This window comes from Arthrobacter sp. P1_B3, assembly GCF_056406615.1.
In genome coordinates, this window is the sequence record NZ_JBFTZV010000003.1 from 82,012 (window position 1) to 98,391 (window position 16,380).

12 protein-coding genes are annotated in these 16,380 nt (G+C 67.4%); 4 read left to right on the forward strand and 8 right to left on the reverse strand.

Going from position 1 to position 16,380, the window contains the following annotated elements:
• Positions 1 to 320: 320 nt before the first annotated feature.
• Positions 321 to 1,172, forward strand: coding sequence for a DUF3097 domain-containing protein (locus AC1D2F_RS04820; protein ID WP_229993350.1), 852 nt, complete (start codon positions 321 to 323; stop codon positions 1,170 to 1,172).
• 144 nt (positions 1,173 to 1,316) lie between these two features.
• Positions 1,317 to 1,736, forward strand: coding sequence for a DUF4870 domain-containing protein (locus AC1D2F_RS04825; RefSeq protein ID WP_229993351.1), 420 nt, complete (start codon positions 1,317 to 1,319; stop codon positions 1,734 to 1,736).
• A gap of 124 nt (positions 1,737 to 1,860) precedes the next feature.
• Here the strand turns inward: AC1D2F_RS04825 and hemW are convergent, their stop codons facing one another.
• Together hemW and lepA are read right to left on the reverse strand one after the other, a co-directional pair.
• Positions 1,861 to 3,099, reverse strand: a complete 1,239-nt coding sequence (gene hemW / locus AC1D2F_RS04830) for a radical SAM family heme chaperone HemW (RefSeq protein ID WP_229993352.1) — start codon at positions 3,097 to 3,099, stop codon at positions 1,861 to 1,863.
• A gap of 45 nt (positions 3,100 to 3,144) precedes the next feature.
• Complete coding sequence (gene lepA / locus AC1D2F_RS04835; RefSeq protein WP_229993353.1) at positions 3,145 to 4,998, reverse strand: translation elongation factor 4; 1,854 nt, start codon at positions 4,996 to 4,998, stop codon at positions 3,145 to 3,147.
• Between the two features lie 256 nt (positions 4,999 to 5,254).
• Between lepA and AC1D2F_RS04840 the strand changes: the two genes are divergently transcribed.
• Positions 5,255 to 5,869 carry a type II toxin-antitoxin system PemK/MazF family toxin gene (locus AC1D2F_RS04840; RefSeq protein ID WP_476966313.1) on the forward strand — a complete coding sequence of 205 codons (615 nt, stop codon included), beginning with the start codon at positions 5,255 to 5,257 and terminating at the stop codon, positions 5,867 to 5,869.
• A gap of 203 nt (positions 5,870 to 6,072) precedes the next feature.
• Positions 6,073 to 6,333, forward strand: coding sequence for a 30S ribosomal protein S20 (rpsT, locus tag AC1D2F_RS04845; protein WP_018773112.1), 261 nt, complete (start codon positions 6,073 to 6,075; stop codon positions 6,331 to 6,333).
• Positions 6,334 to 6,492: 159 nt separating this feature from the next.
• On the opposite strand, the gene holA is transcribed toward rpsT, so the two are convergent.
• The 6 genes from holA to leuS all read right to left on the reverse strand — a co-directional run bounded on the left by holA (position 6,493) and on the right by leuS (position 15,655).
• Positions 6,493 to 7,509: a DNA polymerase III subunit delta gene (holA, locus tag AC1D2F_RS04850; RefSeq protein ID WP_229996095.1), complete on the reverse strand. Its 1,017-nt coding sequence runs from the start codon at positions 7,507 to 7,509 to the stop codon at positions 6,493 to 6,495.
• A complete protein-coding gene (locus tag AC1D2F_RS04855; RefSeq protein WP_476966314.1) occupies positions 7,443 to 9,623 on the reverse strand; it encodes a ComEC/Rec2 family competence protein in 2,181 nt (726 codons plus the stop codon). The genes holA and AC1D2F_RS04855 overlap by 67 nt, the downstream gene beginning before the upstream one ends.
• A gap of 82 nt (positions 9,624 to 9,705) precedes the next feature.
• Complete coding sequence (locus AC1D2F_RS04860) at positions 9,706 to 10,701, reverse strand: helix-hairpin-helix domain-containing protein (RefSeq protein WP_229996093.1); 996 nt, start codon at positions 10,699 to 10,701, stop codon at positions 9,706 to 9,708.
• A gap of 932 nt (positions 10,702 to 11,633) precedes the next feature.
• Positions 11,634 to 11,819 (reverse strand): hypothetical protein, encoded by a 186-nt coding sequence (locus tag AC1D2F_RS04865; RefSeq protein WP_090581036.1) that lies wholly within the window; start codon positions 11,817 to 11,819, stop codon positions 11,634 to 11,636.
• Positions 11,820 to 11,913: 94 nt separating this feature from the next.
• Positions 11,914 to 13,005, reverse strand: coding sequence for a DegV family protein (locus AC1D2F_RS04870; protein WP_476966315.1), 1,092 nt, complete (start codon positions 13,003 to 13,005; stop codon positions 11,914 to 11,916).
• Between the two features lie 118 nt (positions 13,006 to 13,123).
• Positions 13,124 to 15,655, reverse strand: a complete 2,532-nt coding sequence (gene leuS / locus AC1D2F_RS04875) for a leucine--tRNA ligase (RefSeq protein ID WP_229995416.1) — start codon at positions 15,653 to 15,655, stop codon at positions 13,124 to 13,126.
• Positions 15,656 to 16,380: the final 725 nt, after the last annotated feature.

Sequence of the window (16,380 nt, forward strand, 5' to 3'; positions counted from 1 at the left end):
CAATCGACTGTCCCGCAGTCGGTGCCGCCCGCGTTGTCCGGTTCGCGCCCAGAAGCAGTACCCAGAAGTAATACTGAGACGGCCCTCTTCGGGACAAGGGTTAGCACTCGACATGCCTAAGTGCTAACCAGTCTAATATGAGTCGCCGCGTTGTTAGCATTGGATTCGCTCCAGGCGTGGCCCTCGCGATCGCGATTCCCGTCACGTCGGTGCCGAGACCGTGGCAGCCGCTGCCGTTGCCGCGCCGTCGCGGTCCGGTTCCGGCCCCGGAGAGTTCCACCGACCGCCGTACATTCCGAGTGCAAAGTAAGCGTGTAGAGATGTCGTACCAGAACTGGGGACCCCAGGACCTGTCCGCCCCCGCCAAGACCCAGTTGCCGGAAGTCCCGGTGGAACGCGGGATGGTCCTCGAGGAGGTCCAGTCCGGCTGGGTGGGTGCCGTGACCCGGGTGGAAAAATCCGGCGGCATGCACGTGGTGGCGTTGGAGGACCGGCGGGGCAAGTCCCGTTCCTTCCGCCTCGGCTTTGGCTTCCTGTTGGACGGCCAGCCGATCCGGCTGATGCCGCCGGCCCCGAAGAAGGCGGCGCCGGCCGCCGGTGCCGGCCGCACGGCGTCGGGTTCGGTGCGGGTGGCGGGGCACCGCGCACAGGTGGCCAAGGCCAGCCGCATCTGGGTGGAAGGAAAGCACGACGCCGAACTGGTGGAGAAGGTCTGGGGCGATGACCTCCGTGTGGAGGGCATCGTCGTCGAACCGCTGCACGGCATTGACGACCTCGCGGCCGCCGTGGCGGAGTTCGGGCCGGGCCCGGGCCGCCGCCTCGGCGTGCTAGTTGACCACTTGGTGGCCGACTCCAAGGAGTCACGGATCGCCGACGCCGTCATGGCGTCACCGGGCGCCGCCGGCAACGTCCTGATTGTGGGCCACCCCTACGTCGACGTGTGGCAGGCCATCCGGCCCGCGGTCCTGGGTATTGAGCAGTGGCCCGTGATCCCGCGCGGCGTCGACTGGAAGACCGGCATCCTCATGGCATTCGGGTGGCCACACTCCACGAAGGAGGACATCGGCCTCGGCTGGCAGAAACTTCTGGGGGCTGTCCGCAGCTATGCGGATCTGGAGGCGTCCCTGCTGGGCCGCGTGGAAGAGGTCATTGACTTCCTCACCGTGCCCTAGTCCGCCGCGGCGGACACTCCCTGATCTCCATTTCCGCGCCCGAGCAAGTATTCTTGGAACGGCGGCCGCGCACCCAGCGCGGTTCCGGCTATTCCAGGCACAACCCAGGCAGCAACGCATCACCGCAATCCGAAGGGCTATACCGTGGCAGATAACGCACGCGAACACACGGGCAACCAGGCCGGCCAAGGTCAGCCCCCGTACCATGGCGTTCCGGCAAATGCGCTGCCGCTGACGGCCAGCGAGGACCGGCAATGGGCCACGCTGGCCCACTTCGGCGGCATCCTAGGCTGCGTTCCGTCGCTGCTGATCTACCTCATCTTCAAGGACCGCGGCCCGTTCACGGCGCAGGAATCCAAGGAAGCCCTCAATTTCACGTTGCCGCCGACCATCGCCGCGGTGCTCGCCAATCTGCTGGTGTTCATTCCCGTGGTGGGCAACCTCTTCGCCGTGCTCGCCACCGTGATCTGGATCGCCGTGACGTGCTTCTCGGTGGCGGCAGGCATCCACGTCAACCGTGGCCAGCCGCACCGGTACGAGTTCAACCTGCGCTGGATCAAATAGCCCAGCCCGGACCCAAGCAAGAAGAGCCGGCCGCTTCCCACCAGGGGTAGCGGCCGGCTCTTCTTGTGCGGCTTCATCGTTGTGTGCGGCAGCTTAGTCGGGCCGCACGGTTAGGTGCGGCCGTTCAGTCCGGCAGGATCCTGCGGACCACGGCGTCGGCCAGCAGCCGGCCCTTGAGCGTAAGGATGAGCCGGCCCTTGAAAGCGGCCGCGGGGTCCACGAGGCCGTCGGCAATCAGCCCCGCGACGGCGTGCCTGCCCGTGTCCCCGAGGCCGCCGAGGCTGGGGATGTCGAGTCCGGAGTTCAGCCGGGCCTCGAGCATGACGCGTTCCACGTTGCGGGTTTCGGGGTCCAGCGTTTCGCGTCCGGCGGCGGGCGAGACCCCGGCGCCGAGGCGATTGGCGTAGGCGGTGGGGTGCTTGACGTTCCACCACCGCACGCCTCCGACGTGGGAGTGCGCCCCGGGTCCGATGCCCCACCAGTCGTCCCCCCGCCAGTAGGCGAGGTTGTGCCGGCAGGCCTGTTCGGGGGTGCGGGACCAGTTGCTGACCTCGTACCAGGCGAGCCCGGCCGCGGAAATCAGCTCGTCGGCGAGTTCGTACTTGGCCGCGTGGTCGTCGTCGTCGATTTCCGGCACTTCGCCGCGGCGGATCTGCGCCGCAAGTTTGGTGCCGTCCTCCACAATCAGGGCATAGGCGCTGATGTGGTCGGGGGCGTAGGACAGTGCAGTCTCCAGTGAGAAGCGCCAGTCATCCAGCGACTCCCCCGGCGTCCCATAAATGAGGTCGAGGCTGACCGCGAGCCCCGCGTCCCGCGCCCACCGCACCACTTCGGGCACCCTGCTGGGCGTGTGGGTGCGGTCCAGGACCTTCAGGACGTGCGGCACGGCCGACTGCATACCAAAGGACACCCGGGTGAACCCGGCGTCGGCGAGCAGTTGCAGTGACTCGGGCGTGACGGAATCCGGGTTTGCCTCGGTGGAAACCTCGGCGCCGGGCTGCAGGCCCCAGGCGCCGATCGCGGCCGTGAGTATGCGCGCCAGATCCTCGGCCGGCAGCAGCGTGGGCGTGCCGCCGCCGAAAAAGACCGTGCTGAGGGGGCGCGCGGGCAATCCGCTGCGATTCAGGGCCTCGGCGGCGAATTCCACTTCCGCGACCGCCGTGGCGGCGTAGGCGTCCTGGGAGGCGCCGCCGCCCAACTCGGTGGCGGTGTAGGTGTTGAAGTCGCAGTACCCGCAGCGGACCGCGCAGAACGGGATGTGCACGTACAGCCCGAAGGCACGCTGATCGGCGCCCTGGCACGCCTGGGCGGGCAGGAGCCCGTCCGGCGGCGCCGGGTCGCCCAGGGGAAGAACGCTAGGCACGGGCCCGGCCTGCCGTCACTGCAGCAACAGTCATTACCAGCACCGCTACTTCTTGGCCTTGTCCTTGGACTCGTCCGTCGTGAGCGCGGCGATGAAGGCTTCCTGCGGTACTTCGACGCGGCCCACCATCTTCATGCGCTTCTTGCCTTCCTTCTGCTTTTCCAGCAGTTTGCGCTTTCGGGTGATGTCACCGCCGTAGCACTTGGCAAGGACGTCCTTGCGGATGGCGCGGATGCTTTCGCGGGCGATGATCCTGGAACCGATGGCGGCCTGGATGGGCACCTCGAACTGCTGGCGGGGAATGAGTTCGCGCAGTTTGCCGGTCATCATCACGCCGTAGGCGTAGGCCTTGTCGCGGTGCGTGATGGCGGAGAAGGCATCAACCTGCTCGCCCTGGAGCATGATGTCCACCTTGACGAGGTCGGCCACCTGCTCGCCGTCGGCCTTCCAGTCCAGCGACCCGTAGCCGCGGGTCTTGGACTTGAGGATGTCGAAGAAGTCGAAGACGATTTCGGCCAGCGGCAGGCGGTAACGGATTTCCACCCGGTCCTCGGAGAGGTAGTCCATGCCGCCCATGACGCCGCGCCGGCTCTGGCACAATTCCATGATGGCGCCGACAAACTCGTTCGGCGCCAGGATGGTGGCGGACACCATCGGCTCGCGGACTTCGGCGATTTTTCCGGTGGGGTATTCGCTGGGGTTCGTGACGTGGACAATCTTCTTGTCCTCCAGCGTCACCTCGTATTCCACGTTGGGGGCGGTGGAAATCAGGTCCAGGTTGTATTCGCGTTCGAGCCGTTCGCGGGTGATTTCCAGGTGCAGCAGGCCCAGGAATCCCACCCGGAAGCCGAATCCCAGCGCGGCGGACGTCTCGGGCTCGTACACCAGCGCGGCATCGTTGAGCATCAGCTTCTCCAGCGCATCGCGGAGCACCGGATAGTCGGTGCCGTCCAGCGGGTACAGGCCGGAGAAGACCATCGGCTTGGCGTCCGCATAGCCGGGGAGGGATTCGGTGGCCGGCTTGGCAAGGTTGGTGACGGTGTCGCCCACCTTGGACAGGCGGACGTCCTTCACGCCGGTGATGAGGTAGCCGACTTCGCCGACACCGAGGCCCTTGGAGGGGGTGGGCTCCGGGGAGCTCACCCCGATCTCCAGGAGCTCATGCGTGGCACGGGTGGACATCATCTGGATGCGTTCGCGGGGGTGCAGCATGCCGTCGACCACGCGGACGTACGTGACCACACCGCGGTACGTGTCGTAAACCGAGTCGAAGATCATGGCCCGGGCCGGGGCGTTCGGGTCGCCCACGGGTGCCGGCAGGTCGCGGACGATCTTGTCCAGCAGGACCTCGACGCCCATGCCTGTCTTGCCAGAGACGCGGAGCACGTCGTCGGGGTCGCCGCCGATCAGGTTGGCGAGTTCCGCCGCGTACTTCTCCGGCTGGGCCGCCGGGAGGTCGATCTTGTTCAGGACCGGGATGATCGTGAGGTTGTTTTCCATCGCCAGGTAGAGGTTGGCGAGGGTCTGGGCCTCGATGCCCTGGGCCGCGTCCACCAGCAGGATCGCGCCTTCGCAGGCCGCGAGCGAGCGGGAGACTTCGTACGTGAAGTCAACGTGCCCGGGGGTGTCGATCATGTTCAGCGCGTAGCTGGTGCCGTCGAGTTCCCAGGGCATGCGGACGGCCTGGGATTTGATGGTGATGCCGCGTTCGCGCTCAATGTCCATGCGGTCCAGGTACTGGGCCTTCATGTCACGGGACTGGACGACGCCGGTGAATTGAAGCATCCGGTCGGCCAGTGTGGATTTGCCGTGGTCAATGTGCGCAATGATGCAGAAGTTCCGGATGATGGCCGGATCTGTTGCGGCGGGCACCGGGGCGGTGCGGGCCATGGGAGACACGCAGGGTCCTTACTGTTGGCATTAAGGTTGGCTGTCCACGGATCGGCGCGGATGCTGGTTTCCCATCCTGCGACGTGGCGCATTTGTCGTTCCTAATAGTCTCCCACGTCCGGGCCGGTGGCAGTGCATCCCTGCATTGCGTTGCGGACTCTGCATCGCCCCGTGGATTCTCCTCTCCCGCCTATCTCGTCCCCTTCTCCCGCCCGCCCGCTCCCCCGGCCCTCTCCCCTCTGGGGGTTGCCGGTATGGTTTCCCCATGGCTTGGAATTTACGATCGATCAGCAACGCGGTCCGCGACGCGCTCCGCTTCCTGGACAAACTCGGCGGCTCCGCGCCGGGCACCACCCGCGGCCCGGCGTCAAAACCTGCGGGGAAGCCGACGGGCAAGCCGACGGGGAAGGCGCGGCCGGGTCAGACACGGCCGGGCGCCACGGGCGGCACGGGCGGCACTCCGGCCGCCGGACTGACCGGGACGTATCCCGGCGACTTCCGGGGCCGGGCGGCCGTCCGCTACGCCCCCGCACCCAACGGCCTGCCCGAGCCCGGCGAAATCGTGTGGACCTGGGTGCCCTATGAAGAGGACTATTCCCGAGGCAAGGACCGTCCGGTGCTGCTGGTGGGCACCAGCGGCCGGTATCTGCTGGGTCTGATGCTGACGAGCAAGGACCACGACGGCGATTCCCCCCGGTCGGATGACTACGTTGACATCGGCACGGGCCCCTGGGACCGCCAGTGGCGGCCCAGCGAAGCGAAGCTGGACCGGATTCTGCAGATCAATGCCAATGACATCCGGCGCGAAGGAGCGATCCTGGAGGTAGGCCGCTTCAATCTCATCGCAGCGGCCCTGCGGGAGCGCCGCGGCTGGAACTGACCCGCCCGGCGCCGGGTCCTGCGGCGGATTGCCACGGGTACTCGTGCCTGCACGTTCATCTCTGCTATTATTTACAGCTGTGTGTCCGTGCAGGTCGACGGCCACAGATGGTTGGTCGCCATAGGTATCCCCACGCCGCTCAGTCAATGGCCAATCTGAAAGCCCTCTAGACCATTTTCCGCATTGAAAAAGAGAGTTCACACGTGGCTAATATCAAGTCCCAGAAGAAGCGCATCCTGACCAACGAAAAGGCTCGCCTGCGCAACAACGCAGTCAAGTCCGAGCTGAAGACGGCCATCCGCGCCGTCAACACCGCCGTTGAGTCCACCGACAAGGATGCTGCTGCTGTTGCACTGCTTTCTGCCAGCCGCAAGCTGGACAAGGCTGTCAGCAAGGGCGTTCTCCACAAGAACAACGCTGCAAACCGCAAGTCGGCCATCTCCAAGAAGGTCAACGCGCTCTAAGGTTTCCAGTTCACTCGAACTGATGATTGTGGCCGGCACCCCATGGGTGCCGGCCACATCCAGTTAAGCCGCACGTTGCGTTCTCATCCGGACACGCCGCCGGCTGGCCGCGGCCGGGTCTGACCGGACACGCCGTGCGGGTGGGTCAGAACCCGGGTGTCAGGAACTTCGGACCGAGGTGGCAATCACCGTTACCGCATGTTCCACGGCATAGACGGGATCCCGGGAGAGCCCCTTGACCTGGGCGTCGGCCTCGGCGGTGACCTGGATGGAGCGGACCAGCCCGTCGGGTGTCCAGCGCCGGACTTCCCGCTGGGCCTGTTCGACGAGCCAGGGTTGCATTCCGAGTTGCTTTGCGATTTGCGAGGACGAACCCTGGGCGCCGGCCACCTTGGCCAGGGAGCGCAGCTTGGACGCCAGCGCCGCCACGATCGGAACGGGATCCGCGCCGGTGGCCAGGGCGTGGCGGAGCGTGGAAAGGGCCAAAGGGCCGTTGCCGGCCATCGCAGCGTCGGCGACCTTGAAGGCCGTTGCCTCGACCCGGCCGCCGTAGTATTTGTCCACCATGGCGGCGTCCACGCCGGTGGTGGCGTCCGCGATTAGCTGGCTGCAGGCGGCGGCGAGTTCCGCGAGCTGCGCGCCGACCGCATTGACGAGGGCGTGCACGGCGTCGGGGTCGATCCGACGGGAAGCCGTCTTGAACTCGGCCGTGACGAAGGCGATCTTCTCGGCGTCTTTTTTGAGCGGCTGGCAGTCCACGACGGGCCAGCCCGCGGCCTTGATGGCGTCCAGCAGCTTTTTGCCGCGGACTCCCCCGCCGTGGCGAAGCACCAGGACGGCGTCCGGTTCCGGCTGCGCCACATATTTAAGGGCATCGGCCAGGAAGGCGTCGTTCATCGCCTCGAGCCCGTCAACCTCGATGAGCTTCTGTTCGCCAAACAGTGAAGGGCTGACGTTCATAGCCAGCGACCCCGCCACGTAGCTGCCGGCATTGAGCCGGGTAATTTCGACGTCGGGCGCCGCCTCGCGAACCTGCCCGCGGATACGGTCCATGGCACGCGAGCCCAAGTAGTCTTCCGGGCCGCCGACCAGGACTACGGCAGCCGGTGTCACGTCGCGCCAGGTGGCGGTGTTCGACGCCGAGGTCCTGGGCCGTTGGGTCTGGGCAGCAGCCACTCGTGATTCCTCCCGGAAGTTGATTTGCGGACTCTAAGCGTCCCACGCCCGGACCGGTGCTCCAAGCCGCGCCGGACGGCCTGCCCGGCGGGCGGCCGTGCCTCCGAAGGCGACCGTCCTTCGAGCCCGGCAACCACCCTCGCATGTGCCGCCAAGACAGCCCGAACAACCACCGCCGGGTGCAGAGCCAGCCACGCCGCTGCCAGCACAGTCGCGGAAAAGACACACATGGTGGCTGCGCCGAAGGCCCCTTCCGGCCACGGCAGCGCAGCGCCCGGGAGTGCCGCGAAACACCGCGCGATACCCGCCACAGCGCCGGCGAAGTAGGCAGCAGCGGCCATCAGGAGCTGCGCAACGGCAGGGACTGCGGGCAGGAGCGCCGCAGCGGCCGTGCCGAGGAGTGTCACTGGCGCCACGAGTCCCGCAGCCGCCACGTTCGCGGGCAGGGCGTACAAGCCGAACTGCGGTTGCAACAGCACGATCGCCGGAGCGCAGAACAGCTGGGCGGACAGGGGTACGGCAACCCCGGCTGCCGCCCAGCGCGGCACCGCTGGTGGCAGCCACTCCATGATGCGACGTCCAGTGACCACAATTCCCAGCGTGGCCAGGACCGAGAGCAGGAATCCGAAGCTGGTGGCCAGGACCGGCTGTGCCAACAGCAGGCCGATGACGGCAACGCACAGCAGGCTGAGTCCACGCCCGGCCCGGCCAAAGGCCACGGACGCGAGACCAATGCTGCCCATGAGCGCGGCCCGCAGCACACTGGGATCCGGTCCCACCATGAGGACAAACAGCCCGAGCCCCGCAAGACTGACCGCGGCGGCTGCGGTGCGCGGCAGGCGCAGTGTGCGGGCAGCGAGCAGCAACGTCCCCAGGATCAGGCTGCAGTTCGCTCCGCTGACGGCCGTCAGGTGCGTCATGCCCACCGTCTTCATAGCGACTTCCAATTCCGCGTCCAGGGCGCTGGTGTCGCCGGTGACCATCCCGGGCAGCAGCCCGCCGGCATCGCCGCCGAAGCGTGCCGCCGCGGCGGTGAATGCACGGCGCAGCTCACCGGGACCTTGCTGCCAGGGCCCGGGTCCCCGCAACACCGTTGGAGCGGACGAGGCTGAAAGGATTCCTGTGTCCGGCTCCCCTGGCGCGGCCGGCCGGAGCCTGCCCGTGGCGCGCAGGCGCTGGCCCGGAACGGCGAGTTCCCACGCCGTTCCACCCATGACGACGAGCCGGGCTTCTCCGGCGACCCTTTGGCCGCCGAAGGTCATCGCCTTCAGCATGACGGGGACCGCCCAGCGGTCCGCCAGTCCGCCGGCCCCGGGAACCCGAAGCCGCCGCGGGGCGCCCGCAATTTCCAGTTCCGCGACGACAGCCGCGCGCGCGGCCACGGCCTCGGCGATGGCGCCGTCATGCCGCCGGGACGCCTCGACGGCGGCATGGGCGCCCGCCGCCACGGACAGCACCAGCGCCACAGCCAGAGTGACGCGAAGGCTGCGCGCAGCCACCGGCCCGGGACGGGGGCCGTGCCGGGCGGCTTCGCGCACATCCGTGGCGCTCCGAACCCTGGCGCTCCTGCCGTGGGCACGGCCGAACCCAGCGCGGCCGAACCCAGCGCGGCCGGGGTTGCCGCGTCCTGCCAAGAAGAGCAGGATTCCGGCGGTCGCCGCCAGTGCCGTGCAGAGTCCCGCCAGTCCGGAAGGGGACAACGAGTTTCCGGCCACAGCGGTCCCCCAAACAAGGAGGGTGGGCAGCACCAGCCGAAGGTCCGTCCGCCGTGTCCGGTCCGTCAGGCGTCGAGGCAAGGCAATGTCGCGCGCGGCCCGGGACAGCAGGCTTTCGGTGATGTGACCGGTGAGGTGCCCGGGAGGGAGCCATCCAATGCGCCCAAGGCACCCCGGGAAATCCGGGAGGCGCTTTGCCCTCTGGCTCACAGAAGGGCTGCCACCGGGCTGTAGACCGTGGGCTGCGGGCGCGGTCATGCCCGACCCGCGAACCCGGCCGCCGCCCACCGGGGCATCGCGTTCCGAGGGCGCCGGCGAATGGACGGCCGCGTCGACGTAGCGCTGCCAACGGCTCCGCGGGGCTGCTGCCACCAGACCCCGCAGGCTGGTCCGACTCACGTCACGCTGTGGCACGTCAGGCTGTGGCACGTCACGATGTTGCGCAGCATGCCGCGACGCGTCAGCGTCCCCCCGCGCCATGTCAGATGCCTACCAACGGGAGCAGGGCCTCGAGCAACTTTGGACCGATTCCGTCAACCGCGTCGAGCTCCTGCGCGCTCTTGAAGCGCCCGTGCTGCTGACGCCAGTCCACGATGCGCTGCGCCAAGACCGGACCGACGCGCGGGAGAGTCCCCAGTTCCTCGAGGCTGGCGGTGTTGATGTTGATCTTTCCGCCACCGCTGCCTGATGTGGTGCCACCCGGGGCGGAACCGGGCTCAGGCGAGCCGCCTGTGGGCGCATCGGCCGGATCGGGTTCGCCGCGGATGGGCACCAGGACCTTCTGGCCGTCCTCCAACACGGCGGCCAGGTTGAGCCGGTCCTGATCCGCCGTGTCCGTGGCCCCGCCTGCCGCCAGGATCGCTTCGTAAAGCCGGCTCCCCGCGGGCAACTGAACCACCCCCGGCCTGAGCACCGCGCCGGCAACATGGACCTCGATGGTTTTCGGCGCCGTGCTGGCATCATCTTCTGCAGGCGGCGCGACGGTCTCGCCCGCTGCCGGATCGGCAGCCTCCTCCGCGGCCGGGGCGGGCTCGCTGAGCGCGACCACCTGCGCGCCGCCGGTGCCAGCCTGCCACCAGAAGTAACCGCCCAGCACCGCGGCGAGGACGCCCAGCAGAACCGCCGCCCGCAGACCGGTCCTGGCCCGCAACACCGTGGACAGCGGCGCCCCTGCAACGCGCCCGCGCCCGGGGAGCTCCTCGGAGTGCGTTCCGTCACCGCCGGCACGGCGCCTGCCGGCACCGCCGACGACCCCGGCGGCCAGGGACGGGATGGGGAGGCCGGACGCCGGCACGTCCAACAGCCCCGAGGACAGCTCCGCCGCCCGTTGCGCGTCCAACGACATCCCCGAACTCCCGGCCTTCGGCGAATGCCCGGCGTCTCCGGCATCCGCCGCACCGCCGAGCGTCGCCGCCAGGCGTTCACGGGCAACCCTAACTCCGGTGGCGGATTCGGCTTCCGGGTTCCGGCGTGACATGGAAGCGACTCTAGGCAACCCTCACCCACACCGATATCCGGCACCAGGCGTATGTGGAAATACCTGAGTAATACGCGTATTTTCGCAGCAACGGGCAAGTATTCCCTACGCTGGTGCCCACTCGGACCCGGTGGTAACGTCTGCATCCTCAATCGAGAAGACTTTGCCGGCTGGGGGCAACCCTGATCGCCTGGATGTGACCATCAGGCGTCGAAAGCTGGTGTGCAATGAAGTGGTTGTTTTGGCCAGCGGCGGTCGTGGCTCTTGGCGGCGCCATGCTGCCGGCCCCGCCTGCTGTGGCAGACACGACGCAAGCTACCTCAACCCAGATCGTCAACTTTTCCCTTGACAGCAGTTTCTGCCCGCAGCACGGCCTGTACGGCATAGCGCACGTGACGGTTGCCGGCACGGCAGGAATGACGGCCGACCAAAATTTCATCTGGACCACCCAGACGGCCGCCACGTCGATTCACTCGGTGCCACCCGCGGGCGCCGTCGCCAATGTCACGATTGTCTACCACTGCAACGTCCAGGTGCTCTGGTGGCTGGAGCCCGGCAGCGCCCACAGGGTGAAAGCAGCCCTTTGGGTCAACGGCTCGGGCAAGCAGCCCAGCTACACCATCAAGCCGAATCAGCCGGCCCCCGGGCCAACGCCGCCGCCAGCCCCCACGCCAACTACCGCTCCAGCCCCTGCGCCACCGCCCGCACCAACTAGCGCACCGGCGCCCGCACCAACTAGCGCACCGGCGCCCGCACCAACTAGCGCACCGGCGCCCGCACCAACTAGCGCACCGGCGCCCGCACCAACTAGCGCACCAGCGCCCGCACCAACTAGCGCACCAGCGCCCGCACCAACGACCGCTCCAGCCCCTGCGCCAACGAATCCGCCGGCTCCCGCGCCTACCCCGTGAGACGCACCTTCCGTCAGGAATTCACTGCTGGTAGGTGATGTAGGCCTCGTACTGCACCCGCCATTTGTCAGCGGCTTTGGGATCCGGCACGGTGGTGGTGAGGAATTGGACGCTGGTCACTTGGCCCTTGAGGTATTTCAGCCATTTGGTCACCTCTTCGGCAACGTCGCGATCGAACTGGGCTACGTGGTGCACCTGCATTGCCATGGCGACCTCCGGGTTCGCTGGGGTTCGGTGGAGTGACTTTACCTCCGGCGCCCGCTCCCGGCCAGCCTTTCGCCCACCAGGGATGCCTCCGGTGCTAGTCGCCAGCGCGCGCGGTTGCCCGGCCAGCGCCCGGCTCCCCGCCGTCCGGCTCGCCGGCAGCCGGTTCCCCGCCAGTCGCAGTGGCGTCGCTGACACCGCTGGGCCTCGAACTTCCGGGCGTGCTTCCCTCCCCCACAATCACCGCCAGCACACCGAGTCCCGCGTGGGCGGCCAGGACGGCCGGCAGTGCGCTGATCTGGGCAGGCGGACAAGCCGGCAATGCCACGGCCAGGCGCCGGGCAAGCTCCTCGGCCTCGGCCTGGTTGCCGAAGTGGTGCACAGCCAGCCGCGCCTGCCCGGCGGGGCGGGTGGAGGCATCGGCGGCAACGATTTCCTCCAGCCGTGCGATGGCCTTCGCGGCGGACCGGACCTTTTCCAGCGGGATGATCCGGCCGTCTTCAACCGCCAGGATGGGTTTGATGGAGAACATGGTGCCCCAGAGCGAGGCCGCGGCCCCTATCCGGCCGCCCCGGCGCAACTGTTCCAGGCTCGGAACGTAGAAATACACTTTGGTGCGGTCCAGCCGGTCCTGCGCGAAAGCCAACACGCCGGCCCCATTCCTGCCGCCCGCTGCCGCGACGACGGCGCCCTGCACGCCCATCCCCTGCGCCATCCCCACCGTCCGGGAGTCGAGGACCTCTACCGGGATGCCCACCCGCTGTGCTGCCAGACGGGCGGCGTCGGCAGTCCCGGACAGCGCACCGGAGATGTGGATCGAGACCACGGACTGGAAGCCACGCTCGCTGGCCGCCCGGTAGGCGTGTTCAAACTGCCCCGGTGACGGACGCGAGGTCTTGACGGGCTTGCCGCTGGCGAGGGCCACGGCAATCGTCTCGGCAATGTCGTCCTCGCCCTCGCCATAGATTTCGGCGCCGACCATGACGGGCATCGGGACCACGGTCAGCGCGCCGTCGGCAGCGAAAGCCCGGATCCAGTCCGCGGGCAGCGCGGCGGCAGAGTCAGTGACCACCGCAACCTGCACGACGGCGTCGGGAGCTGCTTCGGGAACGCCGCCTCGGGGGCCCTGCCGAAGGCGAACAAGCCGCTCGCGCAGCCATGGCCAGCCTGACGGCTCGCGGTCTGGCACGAGGGACCTCCTGCTGTCGGGACGCATGGACTTTTTCTCCGGCCAGGGCGGTGCATGTCACGTTCCCTGCACTGGCCGCCGGTATCAGCCGGCGGCCAGTGCTGGCTAGTACGTCCAGCTAGGCCGGGACGATGTTGACCAGTTTAGGCGCCCGCACGATCACCGTGCGAAGGGCACGGCCGTCAAGGGCGCGCTGGACGTTCTCCGAGGCCAGCGCCAGTTCGCGCAGGTCCTCCTCAGAGATGTCCGGGGACACCTCCAGGCGGTCCCGCACCTTGCCCTGCACCTGGACGACGGCGGTGACCGTGTCCTCTACGAGCAAGGCGTCGTCGTGCGTGGGCCAGCCTGCGTTGGCGACCGAGGCCGGGTGTCCCAGAACGTTCCACAGGTCCTCGGCGGTGTAGGGCGCAAACAGGCTCAGGATGACGGCAACGGCCTCCACGGCTTCGCGGACCGCGGGGTCCGCGCCGCCGGCCCCCGTGGCTGCATCTATGGTTTTGCGGGTCGCGTTGACCAGTTCCATCAGCTTTGCCACAACCACGTTGAACTTGTTGTGGTTCAGCAGGGCCTGCGCATCGGCGATCGTGCGGTGCGTGACGGTGCGCAGGGCACGGTCGCCGGTGGCGAAGTCGATGCCGGGTGCGCTCGATACATCCTGGCCGAGGCGCCAGGCGCGGGCCAGGAACTTCGCGGAGCCCGACGGCGATACGTCCGCCCAATCGACGTCGTCCTCCGGCGGGGAGGCGAAGATCATGGTCAGGCGTACGGCGTCCACGCCGAACTTGTCCAGCTGCTCACTGAGGTCGACGCCGTTGCCCAGGGACTTGCTCATGGCCTTGCCGCCATTGAGCACCTGGCCCTGGTTCAGCAGCGCACTGAACGGCTCGTCGGCCTCGATCATGCCGAGATCGTGGATGACCTTGGTGAAGAACCGCGCATAGAGCAGGTGCAGGATGGCGTGCTCCACGCCTCCCACGTACTGGCCGACCGGCATCCAGTCGTTGATCTTCTCCGGATCGAACGGGCCTTCGGTGTACTGCGGCGAGACGAAGCGCAGGAAGTACCAGGAGGAATCCACGAAGGTGTCCATGGTGTCCGTGTCCCGCTTGGCCGGTCCGTGGCAGTTGGGGCACTCGATGTTGACCCAGCTTTCGACCGCGGCCAGCGGAGACGTGCCCTTCGGGGACAGGTCTTCGCCGCGCAGATCCGCCGGCAGGGTCACAGGCAGCTGGTCGTCGGGGACGGGAACCTCGCCGCAGGCCGGGCAGTGGATGATGGGGATCGGGGTGCCCCAGAACCGCTGCCGGCTGAGCAGCCAGTCACGCAGGCGGAAGTTCACGAACTTCTCGCCTGTGCCCAGCTCACGCAGGATCTCGATGGCTGCCGGGATGGCCTCGGCCTTCGGCAGCCCGTCGAGGCCGCCGGAGTTGATCAGGGTCCCCTCGCCGGTGGTGGCAATGCCCGTGGCCGCGGGGTCTTCCTCGCCGGTGTCCAGTACTGCCCGGACGGGCAGGTCAAAGGTCTTGGCGAAGTCGAGGTCGCGCTGGTCGTGCGCCGGGACGGCCATGATGGCGCCCGTGCCATAGTCGGCCAGGACATAGTCCGCGGCCCAGACGGGCAGCTTCTCGCCGTTGAGCGGGTTGGTCGCGTAGCGCCCGGTGAAGACGCCGGTCTTTTCGCGCTCGGTGGACTGGCGCTCGATCTCGGACAGCGCCTTGACCTGTTCGCGGTAGGCGTCCAGGGCGGCGGCGTGCTCGACGGTGACCAGTTCGACGGCGAGCGGCGCGTCGGCGGCGACGACGAAGAAGGTGGCGCCGTAGAGGGTGTCCGGACGCGTCGTGAAGACGGTGACATCCTTGGCGGCCTTGCCGCCCTCGGCTTCGATCACGAAGTTGACGTGGGCGCCCTCGGAGCGGCCGATCCAGTTCTTCTGCATGGCCAGGACGCGCTCGGGCCAGTGCCCGCGCAGTTCGTCCATGTCATCGAGCAGCCGGTCGGCGTAGTCGGTGATCTTGAAATACCACTGGTTCAGGGACTTCTTGGTTACGGGCGTGCCACACCGCTCGCAGGCGCCATTGACTACCTGTTCGTTGGCCAGCACAGTCTGGTCCTTGGGGCACCAGTTGACCGGCGAATTCTTGCGGTAGGCCAGTCCACGCTCGTAGAAACGCTTGAACAGCCACTGGGTCCAGCGGTAATACTCCGGGTCGGAGGTGTGCAGCCGGCGGGACCAGTCCGCTGAGATGGCGTAACGCTTGAACGACGCCGCCTGGGTGTCGATGTTGGCGTACGTCCACTCGCTGGGGTGCGCGTTGCGCTTGATCGCTGCGTTCTCTGCCGGCAGGCCGAAGGAGTCCCAGCCGATCGGGTGCAGCACGTCGTAGCCCTGCTGGCGCAGGTAGCGCGCCACAACGTCGCCCATCGCGAATGCCTCGGCGTGGCCCATGTGAAGGTCACCGGACGGATACGGGAACATGTCCAGCACGTAGCGGCGTTCCTTTGAGCCGTCGTCGAGCGGCGTGAAGACTTTCAGGTCCTCCCAGACCTGCGGCCATTTGGCTTCCATTGCCGCGAAGCTGTAGGCACCTTCCTCGGGCCCCTCCGCCGCGGCGGCTGGTGATCCGGTCTGTGTTTCCGGCTGAACGCTCACTGCTGGCCTCTTCTGTTCTATGCGGCCTGTTATCCCAAGCCTGTCTACCTTCAGGCCTGCCTGCCGCCAGGCCTGTTCACCATCAAGTCTGCACTGTCACGGCCGGCTGCCCGGCCCTGACTCCATACTGTTCGTACGTGGCACTCCTGCTACTACTACATGCGTTGCGTCCGGGAATGTACCCCGGACACACAAAAGCCCCTCGACATGGAGGGGCCGCCGCTCGGCAATCCGAGGACTCTTCGGGATCGAGGTCTCGTCGGGATGCCGGGCGGCTAGCTAAGCAGGAGCACGGCGCGCATAGGACCACTTTAGCCCCTCGGGCTGGTTCGCGCTGAACCGCCGGCCCCGATGCTGCCCGGTAGTCGCAGTGGACTCGCGCTCCGTCGCCCTTCGCGGGCCGTTATTTCCAAAATTGTTACAAATGCCATACCTATGGAACAGCGGTACTTACTGCCAATTGCAGAACGCCTCAGGCGGGTAGCAAAAATGGAAATTCAGGTAGCATTCCCCGGGAAAACAAGTAGAAAAACCACTAATACTCGGGTGGCGTTTTGCGCACGTCCGTACATTTCCACGAAGTTCGCCCCGAAAGCGGATTATGCCGCTCTAGGCTGGGAGAATGCCGTGAATAACCTAGGCCAGGACAAAAAATTTTGATCTTGCCAAAAGATTCAAATGGGAACACTATTCGGTAAAGATCAGCAAATGGGATCTCTTGGGGG